The sequence below is a fragment of the Thioclava sp. IC9 genome, assembly GCF_002213225.1.
GTDB lineage: Bacteria > Pseudomonadota > Alphaproteobacteria > Rhodobacterales > Rhodobacteraceae > Thioclava > Thioclava nitratireducens.
In genome coordinates this window covers 970341-994538 of record NZ_NBNX01000001.1, presented here as the reverse complement: position 1 = coordinate 994538, position 24198 = coordinate 970341, and the positions used below count along the sequence as shown (strand labels likewise).

Below are 24198 nucleotides of genomic sequence, written 5' to 3'. Positions count from 1 at the left end.
TTGCCAATAAGGACGTGCGTTCATTATGGGTTTGGTGGGAGTAACAATCTCCTTTCTATCGGAGGGAAATCGGAATGGCGGTGCAGATCGACGAGCTGGATCGGAAAATCCTCGCGGAGCTACAGGACGATGCGAGCCAGTCGCTCGACGAAATCGCGCGGAAAACAGGCTCTTCCAAGACCCCGGTCTGGAACCGGATTCGCAAATTGCGCACGGCGGGGGTGATCGGAAAGCAGACCGCGATCCTCGATCCCGAGGCGCTTGGGTTCGATGCCTGTTTCTTCGTGCTGATCCGAACGTCCGAGCACGAGGCCGAATGGCAGGACAAGTTCCTCGCCACCCTGCGCGCGCGCCCCGAGGTGATGGAAGCGCACCGCCTTGCCGGCGATATCGACTACATCCTGAAAGTGCGGGTCGAGAATGCGCGCGCCTATGACCGCTTCTATCAGGCGCTGATCTCGGAAGTGAAAATTCACAACGTCACGGCGCTTCTGTCGATGGAAGAGCTGAAATCCACCACCGCACTGCCGCTGTGAGCGATCAGCGCTTGGTGTAGGTGGTCTCCAGCTTCTCCAGCCCGTGGAAATGGTAGAGATCGGCGTAATAGGGGCGGCGCGGCAGATCGAGCCCCTGTAGCCGCTCCATCAGAATCGGCAGGGCGAGTTTCAACTCCAGCCGGGCCAGCGGCGCGCCGATGCAGAAATGCGCCCCTGCGCCGAAACTGAAATTGATGCGCACCGGGCGGGACGGGTCGAAGGCGCTCGGATCGTCCCAAGCCGACGGGTCGCGGTTCGCACCGGCGAGTAGCAGCCCGATCCGTTCGCCTTTCCGCAGCATTTGCCCCTGAAACTCCATGTCCTCGTAGAGCCATCGCGTGAACAAGTGCAGCGGCGGATCGAAGCGCAGAAGTTCCTCTACCGTGCCGTCGATCCGCTCTGGCTCCAGCCAATGCGGCGCGACGGTCTGCTCGACGAGGGTCTTCACGCTGTTGCCGATCTGGTGGACGGTCGCCTCGTGACCCGCGTTCAGGAGCAGGATCACGGTGGAAATCAGCTCGTCGCGGCTCAGGTGAACGCCTTCCTCCTCGACCGCGATCAGTTCCGAGATCAGATCGTCGTCGGGCGTTTTGCGGCGGGTCTCGATCAGGTCCCCGAGATACTCCGCGAATTCCGCTGAGGCCCGCGCCGCGTCTTCTTCGAGGCTGATGTCGCGGCGGGCCTGATACATCTGCACCATCGCGTTCGACCACGCGAGAAGCTTGTCGGCATCCTTCTCCGGCACGCCCAGAAGCCGCGCAATCACGATCACCGGAAGGGGTTTCGCGAAATGCTCCAGCAGGTCGCAGCCGCCCTCGGGCAGTTCGTCGACCAGCCGGTGGCAGAGTGTCGCGATCTCGTCCTCCATGCCTGCGATCCGGCGCGGGGTGAAGGCCTTCGTCACCAGCTTGCGCAGGCGGGTGTGGGTCGGCGCCTCCAACTCCAGCATCGAATGACGTTCGATCGCATAGAAGGGCTCGAGATGCTTCGGAACCTCCACCGCGTGTTCTGGCGGGGCTTCGCGCCCCAACCGCCGGTCCCGCAGCGCCGCGCCGACGATCGCGGCGCGCGCAGTCACGTGAAACCCGTATTCGGGCCATTGAACGAGAGGCGCGCCTTGACGCACGCGGTCATAGAACGGGTAAGGGTTCTGCACGAAATCTGGGTCGAGCGGGGATTGGGAAAGGGTCTGCATCGGCGCTCCGTTTGGTCGGAGGCCAGATTGGGCAGAAGGCGCCGCGGGATGCAAGACCAAGCGAACACGCCGCCTTGCATTGCCGCGCGGTTGGTCGCAAGGAAAGGGCGGGAGAGTGCTGATGCTGGGCCGTGTCGCCATATTGCTCATCTGGATCGCGCTGACGCTCGCCGCCTCGATCGGGGTGTGGCGGGTCTCGGCGCGCGAGGGTCTGGCGCGGATCGAGGCGCAGGGACAGTCCGACCTGCGGCTGGCCTCGGATCGTCTGGTGGCGGCCCTTCTGCAGTTTCGCGAAGTGGCCGTTCTGGCCGCCGATCATCCCGACGTGGTCGCGCTGGCGGGGCGTTTTGCCGAAGGAGGCAAGGCGGTCGGCACGTGGCGCGATGACGCGGTGAGCCTGACCTTGCAGCGCTTGGCCGATCACGCGGGCGCGCGCGACATCTGGCTGATCGCGCCGGGAGGCACGGTGCTCGCGGGCCCTGCGGACAGTCCCGATCGGGTCACGATGAACCGGGCGCTGGCCCGCGCCGCGCAAGGCGCGACTGGGTCAGAACATTTCGTCGATCCCGATACCGGCGACCGGCTGTTCGTCTTCGCCGCACCTGTCTTCGCCTCTGGCGGCCGCGTCTCGGGGATCGTGCTGCTGCGGCTGAATGCCGAGGATGTCGAGGCCGAGGGGCGCGGCAACCCGGTGCCCGTCTGGTTTACCGATGCCGACGGGGTGAGCTTCCTGACCAATCGGACCGATCTGGTGCTGTTGTCCGAACCGGGCGCACGCCCCGATCCCGCGACCTATCCGGCGGGCTCGCTCGCCGGGGTGCTTCACTTGCGCGAACGCAATCTGGCGGGCCATCGTCTGGTGTCGGGGGATGGCTCGCTCGCCGGTCCCGCGCTGGATGTGTCGCGCGAATTGCCGGTGATCCAGATGGAGGGTCACGCGCTCGCCGCCGCCGATCCGGTGCTGCGCGCGGCGCGGCTTGCCGCGCTCTCGACGGCGGCCGGGTTTCTGGCCGTGGGGGCGGTGATCTTCGCATTGTGGGAGCGCAGGCGCGCGTTGGCAGAGGCAAATGCCGCGCTTGAGGTTCGCGTGGCGGAGCGCACGGCGGAGCTGTCGACCGCGAACGAGGAATTGCGCCGCACGCAGGCCGAGTTGGTGCAGGCGGGCAAGCTTTCGGCGCTGGGGCAGATGTCGGCGGGGATCAGTCACGAACTGAACCAGCCGCTGATGGCGATCTCGTCTTATGCAGAGAATGCCGAATTGCTGCTCGATCGCGGTCGGACAGAAGAGGCGGGCGAAACGCTGGGTAAGATCGGCGCGATGGCGCACCGTATGGCGCGCATCATCCGCAACCTGCGCGCCTTTGCGCGGCAAGAAAGCGAACCCGCGACCCGCGTCGGTCTCGCGGCGGTGGTGGAAAGCGCGCTCGAGATGCTCGACGAACGGCTGAAGCGCGCGGGCGTCACCGTCGACTGGCAGCGCCCCGACTTCCCCGCCATCGTTATGGGCGGCGAGGTGCGGCTCAGTCAGGTCGTCATCAACCTGATCTCGAACGCGATCGAGGCGATGGAGGGCCAGCCCGAGCGCCGCCTGACGATCCGCATGGCGCGCACGGATGGCATGATCCGCCTCAGCCTGCGCGACACCGGACCGGGCATCCGCGACCCCGAGCGTATCTTCGATCCGTTCTACTCGACCAAGGAAGCCGGATCGGCAGAGGGGCTTGGCCTCGGCCTTTCGATCTCTTACGGGCTTGTGCAAGGGTTCGGCGGCAACCTGCGCGGCGAGAATGTGCCCGGCGGCGGCGCGCGTTTCACCATCGATCTGCGCGAAGCTGCGAGCCAACCCAGACCAACCGAGGTGGAGACATGATGCGCCGGGTTCTCTTTGTCGATGACGACCGCGCGGTGCGCGAGGCGCTAGGCCAGACGCTGGAACTGGCTGGGCTGAAGCCGACGCTCGCAGGCAGCTATATCGAAGCGAAGGACCATATCTCGACCGAGTTCGAGGGAATCGTGGTCACCGATATCCGGATGCCCGGGAAGGACGGGTTCGCGCTGCTGGACCTCGTGCAGAAGGCCGATGCGGAGCTGCCCGTCGTCCTGCTGACCGGCGAGGCCGATGTGCCGATGGCAGTGCGCGCGATGGCAGCGGGCGCGTTCGACTTTCTGGAAAAGCCTTGCGCAGGGAAGGACTTGCTGGCCGTTGTCGAGAAGGCGCTGGAGACGCGCGCGCGCGTGATGGAAGCGCGGTTCTCGCGGGCCGCCGGCAAGCGTGGCGATGCCGCGGCACGGATGCTGGTTGGCGACTCTCCGGTGGCGGAGGGCCTGCGCGAAGCGGCCCGTCGCGCGGCGCGCTCGGGCGCCGAGGTGCTGATCACCGGCGCGCCGGGTGCGGGCAATTCCAAGCTCGCCGAGGTGATCCATCTACTCTCGACCAATGCGCGCCGTCCCTTCGTTAAACTCGCCGCGGCGGGCCTCGACGTGGAGGCGCTGGAGGCCGGTTTCGCGCAGGCCGAGGGCGGCACGCTTTACCTAGACGAGGTGGCCGACCTGCCGCGCCCGGCGCAATTCGCGCTGATCGAGCTCTTGGAGACCCGGCCTGCCACGCGCCTTATCGCGGGCACCTATCGCGACCTGCCAGGCGAGGCGCGGGCAGGGCGCTTCCACCCCGATCTCTACTGGCGGCTGGAGGCGTTGAAGGTGCGTATCCCCTCGCTCTCGGAACGCCCCGAGGACATTCCCGCGCTGTTTCGCCACTATGTCGCCACCGCCTGCGAACAGGCCAACCTGCGCGCGCCCGAAATCCCGGCCGAGATGACCGCACAGCTGATGGCCCGCGACTGGCCCGGCAATGCCCGCGCGCTTATGTCGGAGGCGATGCGCTTCGCGATGGGGCTGGAGGCGGGCGAGCCGCCGGCGGAGCTGGGCCTGTCCGAGCGGATGGCGGCGGTCGAGAAGTCGCTGCTGGCCGAGGCGCTGACCCGCGCGGGCGGCAACGCGACCGAGGCGGCGGCCGCGCTGAAGCTGCCGCGCAAGACCTTCTACGACAAGCTCGCACGCCATGGGCTGCGGCCCGACGATTACCGCGACTAGGGGCGGGCGAGGATTCGCACGGAGCCGCCTGTATCTGTGCGGGATTTCGCACACCTCTCGTCGACGCGGGGTTGGGGATTTCTCGTAAGGCATGGATATAAATAGGTTAATCGGACTTGTCACAAGAGCTTCACGAAACAGTTGATCGGATCTCTCGGCGCCTTTCTGCTTGCCCCGATGCCGGGGAGGACCGGCGTGACATGAATACCGGGAGGACATTATGAAGAAATTTACCGCCGCCGTTTCGGCGCTCGCCCTCATGGCTTCGGCCTCGGTCGCAATGGCCGATCCGACGGGCTGCGACGAAGGCGAAATGGTCATCAAGTTCAGCCACGTCACCAATACCGACAAGCACCCGAAAGGGATCGCGGCGGCGCTGTTCGCCAAGCGCGTGAACGAAGAGATGGACGGCAAGGCCTGCGTCGAAGTCTACCCGAACTCCACCCTCTACAACGATGATCAGGTGCTGGAAGCGATGCTGCAGGGCGACGTGCAGATGGCTGCGCCCTCGCTGTCGAAATTCGAGACCTTCACAAAGAAATACCGCATCTTCGATCTGCCCTTCATGTTCAAGAACATGGAAGCCGTGGACGAATTCCAGAATTCCGAAGTCGGCCAGTCGATGAAAGAGGCGATGGTGCGTCGCGGTCTGCTGGGCCTCGATTTCTGGCATAACGGCCTCAAGCAGTTCTCGGCCAACAAGCCGCTGCTGGTGCCGGGCGACGCCAAGGGTCTGAAGTTCCGCGTGCAGCCCTCCGACGTGCTGATCGCGCAGATGGAAGCGCTGGGGGCGTCGCCGCAGCCGATGGCCTTCTCGGAAGTCTATGGCGCGCTGCAGACCGGCGTGGTTGACGGGCAGGAGAACACCTGGTCGAACATCTACGGGCAGAAGTTCTACGAAGTGCAGGACGGCATCACCGAAACCAACCACGGCCTGCTCGACTACATGGTCGTGACCTCGGTCGACTGGTGGGACAGCCTCGATCCGGCGATGCGTGACCAGATCAAGTCGATCCTCGACGAGGTCACGCAGGAGCGCAACGCCGCCGTGAACCAGGTCAACGAAGAGAACCGTCAGGCGATCCTCGATGCCGGTGCGACGATCCGCGAACTGACGCCCGAGCAGCGCCAGCAATGGGTCGATGCGATGAAACCGGTCTGGGACCAGTTCAAGGATGACGTCGGTCAGGAAAACATCGACGCAGCGCAGGCGATCAACGCCAAGCACTGATCCGGAACGGACGGGCGACGGACCCCACCCGTCGCCCGATCTCACGGCGCGCGCGGCCCCCACATCACCCGCGCGCGCCACTTTCACCTCTCGACCTCAGACCGGAGTGAGCCATGAGCCAGCGCTATGAGCCGCGTAACGGGTTTTCGCGGGCGATCCACAACCTCGAGGAGACGCTGATCGCGTTGATCCTCGGCGTCATGACGGTGATCACCTTCGTCAATGTCGTACTGCGCTACGTCTTCAACTCCTCGCTGATCTGGGGGCTGGAGACGACGCTGATCCTGTTTGCCTGGCTGGTACTTCTGGGCATGAGCTACGCGGTGAAAGTGACCGCGCATCTGGGCGTCGATGCAATTATCAACATGCTGCGCCCCGGACCGCGCAAGGCCATGAGCCTCGTCGCGGCGGGCCTGTGCATTCTCTACGCGGTCCTGCTGCTGAAAGGGGCTTGGGATTACTGGGCGCCGTTCGCCGGGTTCGAGCAGACCTCGGGGCGCTGGTTCCCGACCGGCTTCCAGGAGACGCGCGACCGCGCCTTCTACGAGACCGACCAGGTACCGATCGCGGATTGGCTCGCCGTCTGGCTCGGCGACCGGTTCAACATGGGCGAGGCCTATGACAAGTTGCCGCGTTTCATCCCCTATCTGATCCTGCCGATCGGCGTGACGCTTTTGCTGATCCGCTTCGTGCAGGCGGCGATCGGGGTCGCCACGGGCACGCGTGCGGCGCTGATCGTGAGCCACGAAGCCGAAGACCAAGTGGCCGACGTGGCCCATTTCAACAAGGGTGACTGAGGCATGGATATCCTGTTCCTTTTCGTGATGGTGATCGGCTTCATGCTGATCGGCGTGCCGATCGCGGTCTCTCTTGGCCTGGCCTCGACGCTGTTCCTGCTGATCTTTTCGGACGCCTCGCTCGCCTCCATCGCGCAGTCGCTCTACGACGCGATGGACAACCACGCGACGCTGCTGGCGATCCCGTTCTTCATCCTCGCCTCAAGCTTCATGTCGACCGGGGGGGTGGCGCAACGGATCATCCGCTTCGCCATCGCCGTGGTAGGGCACCTGCCGGGCGGACTGGCCATCGCGGGCGTATTCGCCTGTATGCTGTTCGCGGCGCTCTCGGGCTCGTCGCCCGCAACCGTGGTCGCCATCGGCTCCATCGTCATCGCGGCGATGCGTCAGGTGGGCTACTCCAAGGATTTCGCCGCTGGCGTTATCTGTAACGCCGGCACGCTCGGCATCCTGATCCCGCCGTCGATCGTGATGGTCGTCTATGCTTCGGCGACCGACGTGTCGGTGGGGCGGATGTTCCTTGCGGGCGTCATTCCGGGCCTTCTTGCGGGCGTGATGCTGATGGCCACGATCCTGTTCTTCGCGATCAAGCGCAACCTGCCGAAAGGCGAGTGGCAGGGCTGGGGCGAAGTCGCTGCAAGCTTCGTCGACGCGTTCTGGGGCCTGATGCTGATCGCGATCATCATGGTGGGCCTCTACGGTATCCCCGGCATCACGGGTGGTATCTTTACCCCGACCGAGGCCGCTGCCGTCGCCGCCGTCTATGCGTGGTTCGTCGCGAACTTCATCTATCGCGACATGGGCCCGCTCGACGAGGGCGAGCGAAAAACCTCACTTCTGAAGAAGCCGCAGGCACTGATCACCGCCATTTGGCACAAGGGCACGCGCGATACGCTGTTCGAGGCGGGCAAGCTGACGATCACGCTGATGTTCATCATCGCCAACGCGTTGATCCTCAAGCACGTCCTGACCGACGAGCAAATTCCGCAGAAGATCACCGAGGCGCTCCTCGGCGCAGGTCTCGGCAAGATCATGTTCCTCGTGATCGTCAACGTCATCCTGCTGATCGGCGGTCAGTTCATGGAGCCCTCTGGCCTCATCCTGATCGTCGCCCCGCTGGTCTTCCCGATCGCGATGGAGCTGGGCGTCGATCCGATCCATCTCGGCATCATCATGGTTGTGAACATGGAGATCGGGATGATCACGCCGCCGGTGGGTCTGAACCTTTTCGTAACCTCAGGCGTGGCAGGAATGCCGATCATGCGGGTCGTGAAGGCGGCCGCGCCCTTCCTCGCCGTGCTCTTCGTCTTCCTGATCCTGGTCACCTACGTGCCGTTCCTGTCGACATGGCTGCCGACGATGGCGATGGGACCGGAGACGGTCGTGAAATAACCCGAGCGGGGCAGGGGCTGCTTCCGGCCCGATGTCCCGCCATTCCAACTAGGCGCGCCCGTGGCATCCCCACGCGGCGCGCTTTTCTGTGGGGTCGGTCTAGGGTGCTCCGCCCCGCGCTGCGCGCGCGCCCCGGGATATTTCCGCTAGGGCGAGAAAACTGGATATTCTTTCGGCTTGGCGCAAATATCCCGGCGTGAATTCGCGAATGCGAAGAGGGGCAGCGCCCCTGCTGCCCGCTCGGAAATGGCACCGGCGCAAAATAAAAGGGCGACCCGATCGGCCGCCCCTCCTGCTCTGGCTATCGCCTGATTTTATTTCTGTTCCGAACCCGTCGGAGCCGCAGCGGCCGCAGCAGCCTCGGAGGCCGGCGGCGCGAGCTTCGGCGTGCCCTGACCGGTCTGCAGCGGGTCGTCCTGACGCTGCACCGAGCCTTCGAAATGCGCACCGCTCTCGATCGCGATGGTTTTGTGAATGATGTCGCCTTCGACGCGTGCGGTCGAGGTCAGGCGCACCTTCAGGCCGCGCACACGGCCCACGACGCGGCCATTGACCACGACGTCGTCTGCCATGATCTCACCCTTGATCGTGGCGCTTTCGCCGACGGTCAGCAGGTGGGCGCGGATGTCGCCTTCGACGGTGCCTTCGATCTGGATGTCGCCGGTCGTCTTGACGTTGCCGGTGATGGTCAGGTCCGAGGAGAGAACCGAGGGCGCGGGCTTGGAGCGCGGCGCGGAGCTCGGCGTGTAGTCGCTCGAGCTGGACGTGGGGCGGCTCGGAGCGGTCGCGCTTTCAGCGGATTTGGGCTTGTCGCCGTCGGCCTTGGGGCCCGGTTCATGGATTTTCGATTTAGAAAACATTCTTACCAGCCTTGATGAAGGTCATCGGGTTAATTGGCTTGCCTCCGAGCCGGACCTCGTAGTGCAGATGCGGTCCCGTGGAGTGTCCGGTATTGCCCATATCAGCAATCCACTCGCCTTGCGACACCTTTTGCCCGACTTTCACGTGGAATTTGTTCAGGTGACCGTAGCGGGTGGTGATGCCGAAGTCGTGGCGGATCTTGATGATGTTGCCGTAGCCGCGCTCGTGCTCGGCTGCGATCACGACGCCATCGGCGGGCGCGTAGACCTTGGTGCCGATCGGAGCCGCCATATCGACGCCCTCATGCATCCGGCCCCAGCGCCAACCGAAGGGCGAGGAGAACCGGAAATGCGCCTTCACGGGCATCGAGAGCGGCAGCTTGTCGACGGCGATGCGATACATGTTCATCTCGTCGAGCTTGCGCAGGATGTTCTCGGCGCGGGCGGTATCGCCGTCGAGATCGGCTGTGCCCTTGGTCGAGAGCGAGATCGGCGAGAGCGGCCCGCCGGTGCCCGAATAGCCGCGCTTGATCTCCTTGAGGACGTGATCGGGGTCCATGCCGGCCTGCTTGAACACCTTGTCGAGCGGCTCCATCGAGATTTTCACGGCGCCTTCGAGCGTGGTGAAGATCTCGTCGTTGCGCTGTTCGAGAAGCCGCTTCTGCAGCGCGATCTTGTCCATCTGCAGCTGCGCGGTCTTGGCGTCGGCATTCGCTGTGTCGCGTTCCTTGGCTGTCTCTCCGAGTGCGCTGGTCAGCATGTCGACCGTTTTCGCCATGTCCTCCGCGCGGGCTGCCGGGGTGGGGCCGGCATCGGGGCCTTTGCCCTCGGCCTTGGCGAGTGCGAGGCGGGCGTTGTCGCGCTCCTCCATGGTACGGCGCAGGGTCGCCTGAATCACACCGATCCCGGTTTCCAGCTCGCGCTTGCGCTCTTCCGAGGCGAGCAGCGTGGATTGCATCTTCGAGACCTGCTCGAGGGCGGTCTGGAAGCGGTCTTGAGCGGCGAGAGCCTCGGCCGCGCGGGCGTCGCGCTCTTGCGAGAGCGCGTCGAGGCGTCGCTCGAAAGCGATTTTCGCAACCTTGTCGTTCTGCGCGGCCCCGCCAGAGGAAATCCCGTCGATGAAGAGCATCGAGGTCGCGACCATCGACCACACGAATACGCCAGCGCCAATCGCCAAGACGCTCGCCTGCGTGAGGGGGCGCAGTCGGACGAACCGCGTGGCGCTGTCTGATTTCAGAAACAGCCGCTGTTCGGGCAGGATGCGCTCGAGACGGGTGTTCAGGCGGTCGAGAATGCGTCTAGGCAAGCCGGTCGGTCCTGTGTTTGTTTCGGATCAAGGGCGACCACGAAGGGGCCGCGCGTCGCTCGCGGCGGTGCACCCGTCCTGCTTGTGGATAAGTCCTCCGCCCTTGGCCAAAGGGATTACCAAGGGGGGCAGGTCCGGGCAACCTCTTTCCCGGGCACATTCGGTCACGGTTCCCTCGCGCGCGCGGTATGAGCGGTTTCTTGCCCAAACGACGGGACTTCCCGGCGGTTTAGGTCCTGCCGGTCATGCGGGCGTCACGTTGGTGTGATCCGCGCTTGCCGCTGGCGGTCGCCGTGCGACGGGCGCCGCGTCGCGAGGGCGGACGCCCGGGAAAGCGCCTTTTCGGGGTTTCGCTCAGCAGAGGTCTCGGACGGCGCCGAGCACCTCTTCTGCGTGGCCTTTGACCTTCACCTTCGGCCAGACCTTCGCCACCTTGCCGTCTGCGTCGATCAGGAAGGTCGCGCGAACAATGCCCCAGAAGGTCTTGCCATACATCGATTTTTCGGCCCAGACACCGTAAGCTTCGCAGGTTTCCGCATCATCGTCGGAGGCCAGATATATCCCCAGGTCATGCTTGGCGCAGAAATTCTCGTGCTTCTTCAGGCTGTCCTTGGAAATGCCGACAACGACCGCGCCTGCGGCGGCGAAATCCGGGGCGAGCCGGGTGAAATCGAGCGCCTCGGTGGTGCAGCCGGGCGTGTTGTCCTTGGGGTAGAAATACAGCGCGACCGGACGGCCGGCGAAGGCCGACAGCGTCAGGTTGCCCTCCTCCGTGATCGGATTTCCGAGTGTTTCGAAGCTTTTGCCACCCGTGGCGGGCAGAGTGAAGTCCGGCGCTTTTTCGCCTGTCTCGATCATTGGGGAACCTCCTTGCAAGTTCGGGGCTTACTTTCCACGCCCGCTTGCGCGAGACTTAACCACGAGGCAGGAGACCCGGGCAAGACCGCGCGCGGTGGGCCCGGCAGATGAGACGGGGTCGGCACGCGCCGCTTCCGAGGGAGAAACGGCCCCGAGCCAACGGGCGCAAGACGAACGGTATGGAGAGAGAGCGTCCCGATAGCCGCGAAACGTCTGGCACGCCCGATAGGGCGGGCAAAGCGTCGACGGGCGATGCCGAGACGGTCGCCACCGGGGCGGAAACGTCGGCAGGTCGCGGCCGCAGGGCGCGCACCGGGCTCTTGCTGGTTCTCAGCTTCCTGTTTCTCGGAATCGTGGCCGCCGGGGCCTTTCTCGTCATCACGCATCGCGCGGTCGCCGTACCGCAATGGGTTGTTTCCCGCATCGAGACACGCGCCAATGACGCGTTGCAGGGGCAGATGCGGGTTCGGCTATCCGGCGGGATCGATCTCTATATCGATGACGGGATCCGGCCGCGAATCCGGCTGAACACGGTGCGGCTCGAGCGGCCTTCGGGCCTGCCGATCGCGGTGTTGCCCGAGCTGCGCATGACGCTCTGGGCGGAGCCGCTGCTGCGCGGGCGGGTGGAGCCGCGTTCGTTCCGGCTGCGCGGGGCGAGCCTTTCGCTGCATCGCCTGCCCGATGGCAAGCTCGATCTCGATTTCGGCGGCGGCAATCGCTTCGCCAATATCGACCTGAACAATGCCTCCGATCTCATTGAGACCTTTGAAAAAACGCTCGAGGTTCCAGCGCTGTCCAAGCTGCAGCAGATCAGCGCCGAAGACCTGCAACTCCGGCTGATGGACGAACGTCTCGACCGGCTCTGGAAGGTCAGCGACGGCAGGTTCAAACTGACGCAGAGCGATAGCGAAATCTCTGTTGCGCTTGGCTTCGATCTGGGTAGTGGTCGGGCGAAGCCGGCGCAGGTCGCGCTGTCGATGACCACGCAGAAGGCCAGCCGCGAAGCGAGTTTCGGGGCTGCCGTGACCGCGCTTCCGGCGCGCGATCTCGCGGTGCAGGCGCCGGCGCTCGCGGCGCTCGGCGTGCTCGATGCGCCGATCTCGGGGGCGCTGCGCTCCGGGCTGAACGACAAGGGCGAACTGACCGGGATGAACGCGATGCTCGAGATCGGGCGCGGCGCGATCCGGCCCAACGAGGGCGTGAAGCCGATCCCGATCGAGAACGGCAAGCTCTATCTCAGCTATGATCCGAAGCGGCAGCGCGTCGAGGTCTCGACGCTTTCGCTCAACAGCAGGGCATTGCGGCTGCGGGCGGCAGGCCACACCTATCTGCGCGATCTCGAGGGCGGCGTGCCGAAGGAGATCCTCGGCCAGATCGCGATTTCCGATCTGCAGCTCGACCCAGCGGGTCTGTTCGAGAGCCCTGTGCAATTCGCGCAAGGCGCGGTCGACTTCCGGCTCAACCTTGATCCGTTCCGCGTCGATATCGGGCAGCTGGAGCTGAACGATCAGGGCGACACAACGATTTCGGCGCGCGGCAAGGTCAGCGCCGAGAAGGACGGTTGGAAAGTCGCGCTCGATGCCGGGATCGACCAGATCGACCAGACCAAGCTGCTCGCGCTCTGGCCGCCGGCGGTGGTGCCGAAGACCCGCGAATGGCTCGAGAAGAACGTGACCACCGGCCAACTGCGCAATGCCCGCGTCGCGCTGCGGCTGGTGCCGGGGGCGCAGCCGAAACTGGCGCTTGGCTACGAGTTCCGCGGCGCGGATGTGCGGATCATCAACACCTTGCCGCCCGTTCAGCAGGGCCGTGGCTTTGCCACGATCATCGACACGCGTCAGGCGCTCAAGGTCGAGGAGGGGCATGTGACCGCGCCGTCGGGCGGCCGGATCGAGGTGACGGGCTCGTCGCTCATCGTGCCCGATATCCGCATCAAACCAGCCCCGGCGGAGGTCACGCTGATGACCCGCTCGCCGATCCCGGCGGCGCTGTCGCTGCTCGATCAGCCGCCTTTCGAGTTTCTCAGCAAGGCAGGCATGAGCACCGATATCGCGCAGGGTTGGGCCGAGGCGCGTTCGGTAATCCGGCTACCGCTTAAACCCAAGGTGCCGCAGGACGAGATCGGTTTCGATGTCACCGCCCGGCTGACCGAGGTGAAGACCGACACGCTGGTGCCCAACCGGACGCTGCGGGCCGATTTGCTGACGCTGAACGCCGATCCCAAGGGGATGACGATTTCCGGCAAGGGGACACTGTCCGGTGTCGGGTTCGATGCAGCCTGGACGCAGAAATTCGGGCCGGAGCACAAGGGCCGCTCGGAGGTTGCGGGCACGGTCGATGTAAGCGCCGACGGGCTGGATCGTCTTGGGATTGCCTTGCCGAACGGTATGGTGGGTGGCGCGGGCAAAGGCCGTATCGCGCTCGATCTGCGCAAGGATCAGCCGACCGCCTTCACCTTCACCAGTGCGCTGCAGGGGGTGCGGTTGTCGATCCCGGAAATCGGGTGGAGCAAACCTGCGGGCAGCGCGGGCGATCTGAAGATTTCCGGCACGCTCGGCGCGCCACCCAATATCGACAGCTTGTCGCTGAGCGCGGCGGGGCTGAAGGCACAGGGCGGGATCACGCTGAACAAGGGCGGCGGGCTGAACCGGGCGCGGTTCTCGCGCCTCAGCGTCGGCAACTGGTTCGACGGTAGCGTCGATCTGATAGGCCAGGGCAAGGCGCGCCCGCCGAAGGTGAATGTCACCTCCGGCGATCTGAACCTCGCACAGGCGGATCTGGGCGGCAGCGGCGGGGCCGGCGCAGGCGGTGGGGGCAGCACGTCGATTAATGCAGCCCTCGACCGGGTGCAGATAACGGACGGCATCGCGCTCACCGGGTTTCGCGGCGATTTCAGTACGCGGGGCGGTCTGTCGGGCCGGTTCCAGGGACAGTTGAACGGCAGCGCGCCGATCGACGGCACGGTGATCCCCGCCGCGGGCGGGCGCGTCGCAGTCCGGGCGCAAACGCAAGATGCGGGACAGGCGCTGGCGGCAACCGGAATATTCACCAAGGCGCGCGGCGGGCAGGGCACGCTGGTGCTGACGCCGGTTGGGCAGAAAAGCTATGACGGCAAGCTCACCGTCGCGAACCTGCGGGTGAAGGACGCGCCGGTTCTGGCCTCACTGCTGTCGGCGGCCTCGGGCGTGGGGCTGCTGGAACAGCTGAGCGGCGAGGGCATCCTGTTCAGTTCCGTCGATGGCGCCTTCCGCTTGACGCCCAACGGGGTGAGTGTCACACGGGGCGCCGCCGTAGGGGCCTCCATGGGGGTGACGATGACGGGCAACTACTACCCGCAATCGAAGACGCTGAACATGAAGGGCGTGATCTCGCCTTTCTATCTCGTGAACGGGATCGGTCAGGTCATCTCGAAGGCGGGGGAAGGGCTCTTCGGCTTCAACTACTCTCTGCGCGGAAGCGCCGACGCGCCGAAGGTCTCGATCAACCCGCTGTCGGTTCTGGCGCCCGGCGGATTGCGTGAGCTGTTCCGGGCGGCGCCGCCCAAGGTGCTGAGCGAATAAGGCTGAAGATGAAGCTAGACGATTTTGATTTCGAGCTCCCCGAGGGGCTGATTGCGACGCGACCTGCGCGCCCGCGCGATGCGGCACGATTGTTGTTAGCCGAAGGTGATACAATTCATGATCGCCACGTGCGTGATCTGGTCGACATCTTCCGCCCCGGCGACCGGCTGGTGCTCAACAATACCAAGGTGATCCCGGCGCGGCTGGCGGGCACACGGACCCGGCAGAGCGCACAGGGCGAGGTGGTCGCGAAGGTCGAGGTGACGCTTCTGGAGCCCGCACCGGGCGGCGAATGGTCCGCGCTGGCGAAGCCTTTGCGCAAGGTGAAGGAGGGCGAGGAGATCGTCTTCTCCGACGCGCTTTCGGCCAAGGTCGAGGCGATCGAGGACGGCCAGCTGCGGCTCAGCTTCAACCTCACGGGCGAGGATTTCGACGCGGCTCTGGCCGAGGCCGGAGCGATGCCGCTGCCGCCCTATATCGCGGCGCTGCGCGCCCCCGATGACGAGGACAAGCGCGACTATCAGACCGTCTTCGCCCGCCATTCCGGCGCGGTCGCGGCGCCCACGGCCAGCCTCCATTTCACCCGCGAGTTGCTGGAGGCGCTGGCCGCCAAGGGCGTGGAGTTCACCGAAGTGACGCTGCATGTCGGCGCGGGCACCTTCCTGCCGGTGAAGGTCGAGGACGTCACCACGCACAAGATGCATTCCGAATGGGGCGAAGTGAGCGAGCAGGCAGCGGCCGAGATCAACGCGACCAAGGCCGCAGGCGGCCGCGTCATTCCCGTCGGCACCACCGCGCTGCGCCTGATCGAGAGCGCCGCACGCGCCGAGGGCGGCGCGAAAGGCCATATCGTGCCCTTCCGCGATGCCACAGACATCTTCATCTATCCCGGCTTCGAGTTTCGCATCACCGACGCGCTGATGACGAATTTCCACCTGCCGAAATCGACGCTGCTGATGCTCGTCTCGGCCTTGATGGGGCAAGATCGCATACGCAAAATTTACGATCATGCGGTTAAGACGGGCTACCGTTTTTTCTCTTACGGCGATGCGTCGCTTCTAATTCCCTAGAGTCGCTTTCAGGGCTTGGAAATGTTGTCGCCGCGGACTAGATGCCGCGGGACGACGCAATCCAATTCAGGCCCCCGGGAGACCGATATGCTGTTAGTGCTGCGCCAGACATGGCCGCTTTTGCTGGGCATCATGCTCTTGATGGTCGGCAACGGGATGCAGGGCACGCTGCTCGGTATCCGCGGCAAGATCGAGGGCATCAACACCTTCTACATGTCGCTCGTGATGTCGGCCTATTTCGCGGGCTTCCTGTTCGGGTCGCGCATGGTGCCCGAGATGATCGCGCGCGTCGGTCACGTCCGCGTCTTCGCGGCGCTCGGCTCGCTGATCTCGGCGGTACTGATCCTCTACGCGGCTTTCCCGAACTGGCCTGCCTGGGTCGCTATGCGCGTGCTGATCGGCTTCTCCTTCTCGGGCGTGTATATCACGGCGGAAAGCTGGCTGAACGCGGGCTCGACCAACGAGACGCGCGGCCAGGCGCTGTCGCTCTACATGATCATGCAGATGTTCGGCATCGTCACGGCGCAGGCGCTGCTGAACGTGGGCGACCCGGCGGGGTATCTCCTCTTCGTGATCCCCTCGGTTCTGGTGTCGCTGTCCTTCACGCCGATTCTGCTCGCCGCCTCGCCCGCGCCCAGCTTCGAGACGATCCAGCGCATGACCTTCAAGCGGCTCTGGGAAGCCTCGCCGCTGGGCATGGTGGGGCTCTTCCTGCTGGGTGGAATCATCTCGGCGATGTTCGGCATGGCCTCGGTCTGGGGTACCGCCGAAGGGCTCGACGTGAAGCAGATTTCGGCCTTCGTGGCGGCGATCTACGTTGGCGGCCTCGTGCTGCAATATCCGATCGGCTGGGCTTCGGATCGAATGGACCGGCGCCGCGTGATCATGGGGGCGGCACTCGCGGGCGCGGTGGTGACGTTCACGATCTTCGCGCTCAACCCACCCTTCTGGGTGCTGCTGATCGGTGCAACGCTGATCGGCGGTGTGGCCAATCCGCTCTATTCGCTCTTGATCGCCTATACCAACGACTATCTCGATTCCTCTGACATGGCGGCCGCATCTGCGGGGCTGATGTTCGTAAACGGGCTTGGCGCGGTGGCGGGGCCGCTGGTGACGGGCTGGCTGATGAGCGTCATGGGTCCGGGCGGGTTCTTCCTCTATATCGGTGTGCTCTGCGCCGCGATCGCTGGCTATGCAGTGTGGCGGATGACGCGCCGCGAAGCGCCTTCGGTGGACGAGACCGGCTCCTACACGCTGCTCTCGCCGACGGCGACCGCGGTGGCGGTCGAGGCGCGTCTGGAAGTCGCGCAGGAGGAGGCCGAAGCGGCCAGCGAAGAGGAAGCCGAGACCGAGGCTGCGAAGAACGAGGATGCCGCCGCCTGATGCAAGGCCCTTTGCCTGCCTCTGCGCTTGCCCTACCATGATCTGATGACAGCGGGGCAGGCACGGCAGGGGAGGGCCGTCACCATGGATCGCATCAACGAGATTATACGCTTCTGGCGTATCGAGGTCGGCGAGAAATACTGGTACCAGTCGAGCGAGCAGATCGACGCCGCGATCCGGCGTCGATACGCGCCGCTCTGGCAGGTAGGCGCGCAAGGCGCGCTGACCGAATGGGAGCGCAACGCGCAGGGCGCGCTGGCGCTTCTGCTGCTACTCGACCAGTTCCCGCGCAACATGTTCCGAGACGATCCGCGCGCCTTCCAGACCGACCCGATGGCACGGCGCCATGCCGATCGCGCCATCGCCGAAGGGTTCGACCTGCAGATCGGGCCGCCGCTGCAGCAATTCTTCTACCTTCCTTTCATGCATTCCGAAGAGCTTGCCGATCAGGACCGGGCGGTGACCCTGTTCTCCGAACGCTGGCGCTCGGAAGATAACCTGCGCCACGCGCTCGCACATCGTTCAGTGATCGAACGGTTCGGGCGCTTCCCTTGGCGCAATTCCGCGCTAGATCGCGAGACAACGCCCGAGGAACAGGCATTCATGGAGCAGGGCGGCTACCGCAAGGCGCTTGCGGATGCGGATGAGTTGAAGCTGTCCGCAAAATAGTTTAATGCCAAACCAGTTTCTGACCGGAGGGAAGACATGGCATCGAAAACCTACGACATGATCGTGATCGGGGCAGGGCCGGGGGGCTATGTCAGCGCCATCCGGGGCGCACAGCTGGGCCTCAAGGTCGCGATCGTGGAGCGCGAGCATCTGGGCGGCATCTGCCTGAACTGGGGCTGTATTCCCACGAAGGCGCTTCTGCGCTCGGCCGAGGTGTTCCACCTGATGGAGCGCGCGAAGGATTTCGGCCTCAGCGCCGAGAAGTTCGGCTACGATCTCGACGCGGTGGTGAAACGCTCGCGCGGGGTGGCCAAGCAGCTCGCTTCGGGCGTCGGCCACTTGCTCAAGAAGAACAAGGTCGATGTCGTGATGGGCACCGCGAAACTTGCCGGCAAGGGCAAGGTTTCGGTGAAAACCGACAAGGGTAGCGAAGAGTTGACCGCCAAGAATATCGTGCTGGCCACCGGCGCGCGGGCGCGCAACCTGCCGGGGCTCGAGGCCGACGGCAAACGCGTCTGGTCCTACAAGCACGCGCTCAATCCGCCGCATGAGCCGAAGAAACTGCTGGTCATCGGCTCGGGCGCGATCGGTATCGAATTCGCCAGCTTCTTCAATACGCTCGGCGCCGAGACGACGGTCGTCGAGGTGATGGATCGCGTGCTGCCCGTCGAGGACGAGGAAATCTCGAAATTCGCCAAGAAGCAGTTCGAAAAACAGGGCATGACGATCCGCGAGAAGACCACGGTAACCAAGCTCGACCGCAAGGCCGACAAGGTGATCGCAACGCTCGACAAGGGCGGCAAGACCGAGACGCTGGAAGTCGACACCGTGATCTCCGCGGTCGGTATCGTCGGCAATGTCGAGGATCTGGGCCTTGAAGAGGCGGGCGTGAAGATCGACCGCACCCATGTCGTGACCGATGAATACTGCCGCACCGGCGTCGACGGGCTCTATGCCATCGGCGATATCGCGGGCGCACCGTGGCTCGCGCACAAGGCGAGCCATGAGGGCGTGATGGTGGCCGAGCTGATCGCGGGCAAGCACGCCCATCCGGTCAAGCCGGGCTCGATCGCGGGCTGCACCTATTGCCAGCCTCAGGTCGCCTCGGTCGGCATGACGGAAGCGAAGGCGAAAGAGGCGGGCTACGACATCAAGGTTGGCCGCTTCCCCTTCATCGGCAACGGCAAGGCGATCGCCTTGGGTGAGAGCGAGGGGCTGGTGAAGACCGTGTTTGACGCGAAGACCGGCGAATTGCTGGGCGCGCACATGGTCGGCGCGGAAGTGACCGAACTGATCCAGGGTTATGTCGTGGGGCGCCAGCTGGAGACCACCGAGGAAGACCTGATGAACACCGTCTTCCCTCACCCGACCCTGTCGGAGATGATGCACGAGTCGGTGCTCGACGCTTACGGGCGCGCGATCCACTTCTGATCGGATGTGCCGGGAAGTGCGAAAGGCCGGGGGGAACCCCGGCCTTTTTGTTTTGGTGATAAGGGGCGCGCCCGAGCCTCGGGTGGGCGCTGCGCGTCGCCCGTGGCCGGGCGGTTTATCCTGCAAGTCCGCAAGTCGGATGCGCCTGCGCTGACATCGTCAATGCGCCCTCCCGGGGGGAGGGTCGGGCGCGGCTCGGGGCTGGTCGCCCCGTGCTGGTCATGACCAAGGTCCGTCTTTGCCCTTCCGCCGCACTTTCGGCATCGAGCGCGCGCCGCTCCAATCGCCCGTAGCCGGCGCGGGGGCCGCGCGCTCACGACGCGCACCCGTACCGCCCGCAAGCTGGCGCAGCGCTGCAACGCGGTTCTCGGTAGAGGGGTGGGTGGCGAACAGGTTATCCGCGCCGTGCCCGCTCAGCGGGTTGATGATGAACATATGCGCGGTCGCAGGATTGCGCTCGGCGGCGACATTCTCGACCCGACGCGCGCCAGCCTCGATCCGCTGCAGCGCCGAGGCCAGCCAGAGAGGGTTGCCGCAGATCGCAGCCCCTTCCTTGTCGGCCGCATATTCGCGTGTGCGCGAGATCGCCATCTGGACCAGCGCCGCCGCCATCGGGGCGAGGAACATCATCGCCAGCGTGCCCATGATCCCCATCCGCTCGCGCGAGCCGCCGAAGAACAGGGCGAAATTTGCCAGCATCGAAATCGCACCGGCGAAGCTCGCCGTCACGGTCATGATCGCGGTGTCGCGGTGTTTGATATGGGCCAACTCGTGAGCGATCACGCCAGACAACTCCTCGCGCGACAGGCTCTGCATCAGCCCGGCGGTTACCGCCACGGCGGCGTTCTCGGGGTTGCGGCCAGTGGCGAAGGCATTGGGCTGCGGCGTGTCGATCAGGTAGACGGCGGGCATCGGCAGGTCGGCATTCTTGGCCAGTTGCCCGACCAGCGCGTTCAGCCCCGCGCGGTCGCCCGGCGCCACCAGATGCGCGTTATGCATCCGCAGCACCATTTTATCCGAATTCCACCAGGAATAGACATTCATCCCGGCGGCGAAGATCAGCGCGATCACCATGCCGGTCGCACCACCCATCAGGTAGCCCAGCCCCATGAACAGCGCCGTCATCGCCGCCATCAGCATCGCAGTCTTGGCATAACCCATTGTCGGTCTCACCCTTTGATCGTTACGCATCCGATATAGGCACGCGCCACGCCCACGCAATTCCATCGGCTGCGCAAAACAAAAGGGGCCCCGGCGGGACCCCTTCAAAATCATGCGACACAGTGCGCGATCAGCGCTCGATCTCGCCGCCACCTGCGTGCCAGTCGCCCAGACCGCCGATATTGTAGACTTCGGCGTAGCCCATCTGGACGAGCATCTGCGCCGCACCTGCCGAGCGCCCGCCCGAGGCGCAATAGAGCGCGACCGGCTTCGCGGGGTCGAGGTCGGGATGCTTCTCCGGGCTCGACGGGTCGGCCTTCATGCGGATCGTCGCGAGCGGGATATGAAGCGCGCCCTTGGCCTTGCCCGAGCTTTTCACTTCCATGCCCTCACGCACGTCGACCACGGTCAGCTCACCGGCTTTCGCCTTGGCGACGGCGTCCTGCGGGGCAATGCGCTCGACCCGGTTGCCACCGGAAGGGCGAAGAAAATTCAGCATGTCGTTACCTCTTGTATTCGCGTGACCCGCAGGCCCGTTTCCCGGTTCATGTGGCAAATACCGGACCGCTTTCAAGAGTGATAGCGCGAAACCCGTTGAAAATACATTCAAGAAATGGAATTTAATGCCTAATTGCCGCAATTTTGATCGGGCTGCGAGGCGTGCAAGCGGCGCGACGGATACGCGCGACATTGCCGCCATGCAGAAAGTTCACATTTCGTTCGCAGATTTGGATTGGAGACTCGCGGGGAAACACCTATCTAGGGCTGGTGATAAAGGGGGCGTGGATGGCTGAACTGAAGTTCATCGAAGTGCGCGGCGCGCGCGAGCACAATCTCAAGGGCGTGGATGTCGATATTCCGCGCGACCAGTTCGTGGTGATCACGGGGCTGTCGGGCTCCGGGAAATCCTCGCTGGCCTTCGACACGATCTATGCCGAAGGGCAGCGCCGCTATGTCGAAAGTCTGAGCGCCTATGCGCGCCAGTTCCTCGACATGATGGGCAAACCCGACGTCGATCACATCTCGGGTCTGTCGCCTGCGATCTCGATCGAGCAGAAGACGACATCGAAGAACCCGCGCTCCACCGTCGGCACCGTGACCGAAATCTACGACTACCTGCGTCTGCTCTACGCCCGCGCGGGCACGCCCTATTCGCCCGCCACCGGCGAGCCGATCGAGGCGCAGCAGGTGCAGGATATGGTCGATATCGTGATGCAGATGGAGGAGGGCACGCGCGGCTATCTGCTCGCCCCGATCGTGCGCGACCGCAAAGGCGAATATCGCAAGGAATTCATCGAGCTGCGCAAGCAAGGTTTTCAGCGCGTGAAGGTGAATGGCGAGTTCTACGAGCTGGAAGAACCGCCGACGCTCGACAAGAAATTCCGCCACAACATCGACGTGGTCGTGGATCGCGTCGTCGTGCGCGAGGGGATGGAGACGCGGCTGGCCGACAGTTTCCGCACCGCGCTCGACCTCGCCGACGGCATCGCGATCTTCGAGAGCGCGCCGCGCGAAGGCGAGGGGGAGCCCGAACGCACGACCTTCTCGGAAAACTTCGCCTGTCCGGTGTCGGGCTTCACGATCCCCGAGATCGAACCGCGCCTGTTCTCGTTCAACGCGCCGTTCGGGGCCTGTCCGGTCTGTGACGGCCTCGGCGTCGAACTGTTCTTCGACGAGCGCCTGATGGTGCCCGACGTGACGCTCTCGGTGCAGGGCGGGGCGCTGGCCCCCTGGGCGCGGACGAAATCGCCCTATTACACCCAGACGATCGAGGCGCTGTCGAAACATTACGGCTTCGATCCGAAAAAGCCGTGGAAGGATCTGCCGGAAAACGTGCAGGAGCTGTTCCTGCGCGGCTCGGGCGATGAAGAGATCAAGTTCCGCTTCGACGAGGGCGGCCGCGTCTACGAGGTCAGCCGCACCTTCGAGGGGATCATCCCGAACATGGAGCGCCGCTACCGCGAGACCGACTCTGCCTGGTCGCGCGAGGAGATGGAGCGCTATCAGAACAACCGTCCCTGCCACGCCTGCGGCGGCTACCGCCTGCGGCCCGAAGCGCTCGCCGTGAAGATCGGCGGCAAGCATGTGGGCCACGTGGTCGAGATGTCGATCAAGGAGGCCCATGAGTGGGTCGTCACCGTGCCGGGCAGCCTCTCGCACCAGAAGAACGAAATCGCGACGGCGATCCTCAAGGAAATCCGCGAACGCCTCGGCTTCCTCGTGAATGTGGGTCTCGATTACCTGACCATGAGCCGCGCGGCGGGCACTCTGTCGGGCGGCGAGAGCCAGCGGATCCGGCTGGCCTCGCAGATCGGTTCGGGCCTGACGGGCGTGCTCTACGTGCTCGACGAGCCGTCGATCGGCCTGCACCAGCGCGACAACGACCGCCTCCTCCAGACGCTGAAAAACCTGCGCGATCAGGGCAATACGGTGATCGTGGTGGAGCATGACGAGGATGCGATCCGCCATGCCGATTACGTCTTCGATATCGGCCCGGGCGCCGGCGTGCATGGCGGTCAGGTCGTTTCGCGCGGCACGCCCGAAGAGATTGCCGCCGATCCGGCGTCGTTGACCGGGCAATACCTGTCCGGCACGCGCGAGATCGCGGTCCCGACCGAGCGGCGCAAGGGCAACAAGAAGAAGCTCAAGGTCGTGGGTGCGACCGGCAACAACCTCAAGAACGTCACGGCCGAGTTCCCGCTCGGCAAGTTCGTCTGCGTCACCGGCGTTTCGGGCGGGGGCAAGTCCACGCTCACCATCGAGACCCTGTTCAAGACCGCCTCGATGCGGCTCAATGGTGCGCGTCAGACGCCCGCGCCCTGCGATACGATCAAGGGGTTGGAGCATCTCGACAAGGTCATCGACATCGACCAGCGCCCGATCGGGCGCACGCCGCGCTCGAACCCGGCGACCTATACCGGCGCCTTCACCCCGATCCGCGACTGGTTCGCCGGTCTGCCGGAGGCGAAGGCGCGCGGCTACAAGCCGGGGCGGTTCTCCTTCAACGTGAAGGGCGGGCGCTGCGAGGCCTGCCAGGGCGACGGCGTGATCAAGATCGAGATGCACTTCCTGCCCGACGTCTATGTCGAATGCGAGACCTGCAAGGGCAAGCGCTACAACCGCGAGACGCTTGAAATCCAGTATAAGGGCAAGTCCATCGCGGATGTGCTCGATATGACGGTCGAGGACGCGCAGGAGTTCTTCAAGGCAGTGCCCTCGATCCGCGAGAAGATGGACGCGTTGATGGAGGTGGGCCTTGGCTATATCAAGGTCGGCCAGCAGGCAACGACGCTGTCAGGCGGCGAAGCGCAGCGGGTGAAGCTGTCCAAGGAACTGTCGAAACGCGCCACAGGTCGCACTTTGTACATTCTCGACGAGCCGACGACCGGTCTGCACTTCGAAGATGTTCGAAAACTGCTGGAGGTGCTGCACAGCCTCGTGGAGCAGGGCAACACCGTCGTGGTGATCGAGCACAATCTCGACGTCATCAAGACGGCCGATCATATCATCGATATCGGCCCCGAGGGCGGCGATGGCGGCGGCGAGATCGTGGCGGTCGGCACGCCGGAAGAAGTGGCCACCAACCCGCGCAGCCATACCGGCCATTACCTTGCGCAGATGCTGGGAGTGAAGGTCGCGGCGGAGTGATCCGCCGC

Annotated in this window: 18 protein-coding genes; 12 read left to right on the top strand and 6 right to left on the bottom strand. The window is 64.7% G+C overall.

What is annotated here, in order from left to right; translation table 11 throughout:
• Positions 1-74: 74 nt before the first annotated feature.
• Positions 75-536 carry an Lrp/AsnC family transcriptional regulator gene (locus tag B6V76_RS04545; RefSeq protein WP_075774578.1) on the top strand — a complete coding sequence of 154 codons (462 nt, stop codon included), beginning with the start codon at positions 75-77 and terminating at the stop codon, positions 534-536.
• 4 nt (positions 537-540) lie between these two features.
• On the opposite strand, the gene B6V76_RS04540 is transcribed toward B6V76_RS04545, so the two are convergent.
• A complete protein-coding gene (locus B6V76_RS04540) occupies positions 541-1731 on the bottom strand; it encodes a cytochrome P450 (protein ID WP_088721731.1) in 1191 nt (396 codons plus the stop codon).
• A gap of 121 nt (positions 1732-1852) precedes the next feature.
• Here B6V76_RS04540 and B6V76_RS04535 point away from each other — a divergent pair, with 121 nt between their 5' ends.
• The 5 genes from B6V76_RS04535 to B6V76_RS04515 all read left to right on the top strand — a co-directional run bounded on the left by B6V76_RS04535 (position 1853) and on the right by B6V76_RS04515 (position 8244).
• Positions 1853-3601, top strand: a complete 1749-nt coding sequence (locus tag B6V76_RS04535) for an ATP-binding protein (protein ID WP_088721730.1) — start codon at positions 1853-1855, stop codon at positions 3599-3601.
• Positions 3598-4824 carry a sigma-54 dependent transcriptional regulator gene (locus B6V76_RS04530; RefSeq protein ID WP_075774581.1) on the top strand — a complete coding sequence of 409 codons (1227 nt, stop codon included), beginning with the start codon at positions 3598-3600 and terminating at the stop codon, positions 4822-4824. Before B6V76_RS04535 ends, B6V76_RS04530 begins: the two co-directional genes overlap by 4 nt.
• A gap of 220 nt (positions 4825-5044) precedes the next feature.
• The gene (locus B6V76_RS04525) at positions 5045-6055 is read left to right on the top strand and encodes a TRAP transporter substrate-binding protein (RefSeq protein ID WP_075774582.1); all 1011 of its coding nucleotides are present in this window, start codon (positions 5045-5047) and stop codon (positions 6053-6055) included.
• A gap of 113 nt (positions 6056-6168) precedes the next feature.
• Entirely contained in the window at positions 6169-6852 is a 684-nt protein-coding gene (locus B6V76_RS04520; protein ID WP_075774583.1) for a TRAP transporter small permease, read from the top strand.
• 3 nt (positions 6853-6855) lie between these two features.
• Complete coding sequence (locus B6V76_RS04515) at positions 6856-8244, top strand: TRAP transporter large permease subunit (RefSeq protein WP_075774584.1); 1389 nt, start codon at positions 6856-6858, stop codon at positions 8242-8244.
• A gap of 314 nt (positions 8245-8558) precedes the next feature.
• Here the strand turns inward: B6V76_RS04515 and B6V76_RS04510 are convergent, their stop codons facing one another.
• The 3 genes from B6V76_RS04510 to B6V76_RS04500 form a co-directional block, all read right to left on the bottom strand.
• Complete coding sequence (locus B6V76_RS04510; protein ID WP_075774585.1) at positions 8559-9104, bottom strand: polymer-forming cytoskeletal protein; 546 nt, start codon at positions 9102-9104, stop codon at positions 8559-8561.
• Entirely contained in the window at positions 9094-10410 is a 1317-nt protein-coding gene (locus B6V76_RS04505) for a M23 family metallopeptidase (protein ID WP_088718836.1), read from the bottom strand. The genes B6V76_RS04510 and B6V76_RS04505 overlap by 11 nt, the downstream gene beginning before the upstream one ends.
• Before the next feature lie 354 nt (positions 10411-10764).
• The gene (locus B6V76_RS04500) at positions 10765-11268 is read right to left on the bottom strand and encodes a peroxiredoxin (protein ID WP_088726764.1); all 504 of its coding nucleotides are present in this window, start codon (positions 11266-11268) and stop codon (positions 10765-10767) included.
• Positions 11269-11447: 179 nt separating this feature from the next.
• Here B6V76_RS04500 and B6V76_RS04495 point away from each other — a divergent pair, with 179 nt between their 5' ends.
• From B6V76_RS04495 to lpdA, 5 genes are all read left to right on the top strand, one after another.
• A complete protein-coding gene (locus B6V76_RS04495) occupies positions 11448-14828 on the top strand; it encodes an AsmA-like C-terminal region-containing protein (protein WP_166504539.1) in 3381 nt (1126 codons plus the stop codon).
• A gap of 8 nt (positions 14829-14836) precedes the next feature.
• Positions 14837-15898 carry a tRNA preQ1(34) S-adenosylmethionine ribosyltransferase-isomerase QueA gene (gene queA, locus B6V76_RS04490; RefSeq protein ID WP_075774588.1) on the top strand — a complete coding sequence of 354 codons (1062 nt, stop codon included), beginning with the start codon at positions 14837-14839 and terminating at the stop codon, positions 15896-15898.
• Positions 15899-15985: 87 nt separating this feature from the next.
• Positions 15986-17281, top strand: a complete 1296-nt coding sequence (locus tag B6V76_RS04485) for an MFS transporter (protein ID WP_075774589.1) — start codon at positions 15986-15988, stop codon at positions 17279-17281.
• 84 nt (positions 17282-17365) lie between these two features.
• Complete coding sequence (locus B6V76_RS04480) at positions 17366-17950, top strand: DUF924 family protein (RefSeq protein ID WP_075774590.1); 585 nt, start codon at positions 17366-17368, stop codon at positions 17948-17950.
• A gap of 36 nt (positions 17951-17986) precedes the next feature.
• Entirely contained in the window at positions 17987-19381 is a 1395-nt protein-coding gene (gene lpdA, locus B6V76_RS04475) for a dihydrolipoyl dehydrogenase (protein ID WP_075774591.1), read from the top strand.
• Between the two features lie 219 nt (positions 19382-19600).
• Here the strand turns inward: lpdA and htpX are convergent, their stop codons facing one another.
• Both htpX and B6V76_RS04465 read right to left on the bottom strand, forming a co-directional pair.
• The gene (gene htpX / locus B6V76_RS04470; RefSeq protein WP_088726762.1) at positions 19601-20542 is read right to left on the bottom strand and encodes a zinc metalloprotease HtpX; all 942 of its coding nucleotides are present in this window, start codon (positions 20540-20542) and stop codon (positions 19601-19603) included.
• A gap of 130 nt (positions 20543-20672) precedes the next feature.
• Positions 20673-21041 carry a rhodanese-like domain-containing protein gene (locus B6V76_RS04465; protein ID WP_075774593.1) on the bottom strand — a complete coding sequence of 123 codons (369 nt, stop codon included), beginning with the start codon at positions 21039-21041 and terminating at the stop codon, positions 20673-20675.
• A 287-nt stretch (positions 21042-21328) separates the two neighbouring features.
• Here B6V76_RS04465 and uvrA point away from each other — a divergent pair, with 287 nt between their 5' ends.
• Complete coding sequence (uvrA, locus tag B6V76_RS04460; RefSeq protein ID WP_088726761.1) at positions 21329-24190, top strand: excinuclease ABC subunit UvrA; 2862 nt, start codon at positions 21329-21331, stop codon at positions 24188-24190.
• Positions 24191-24198: the final 8 nt, after the last annotated feature.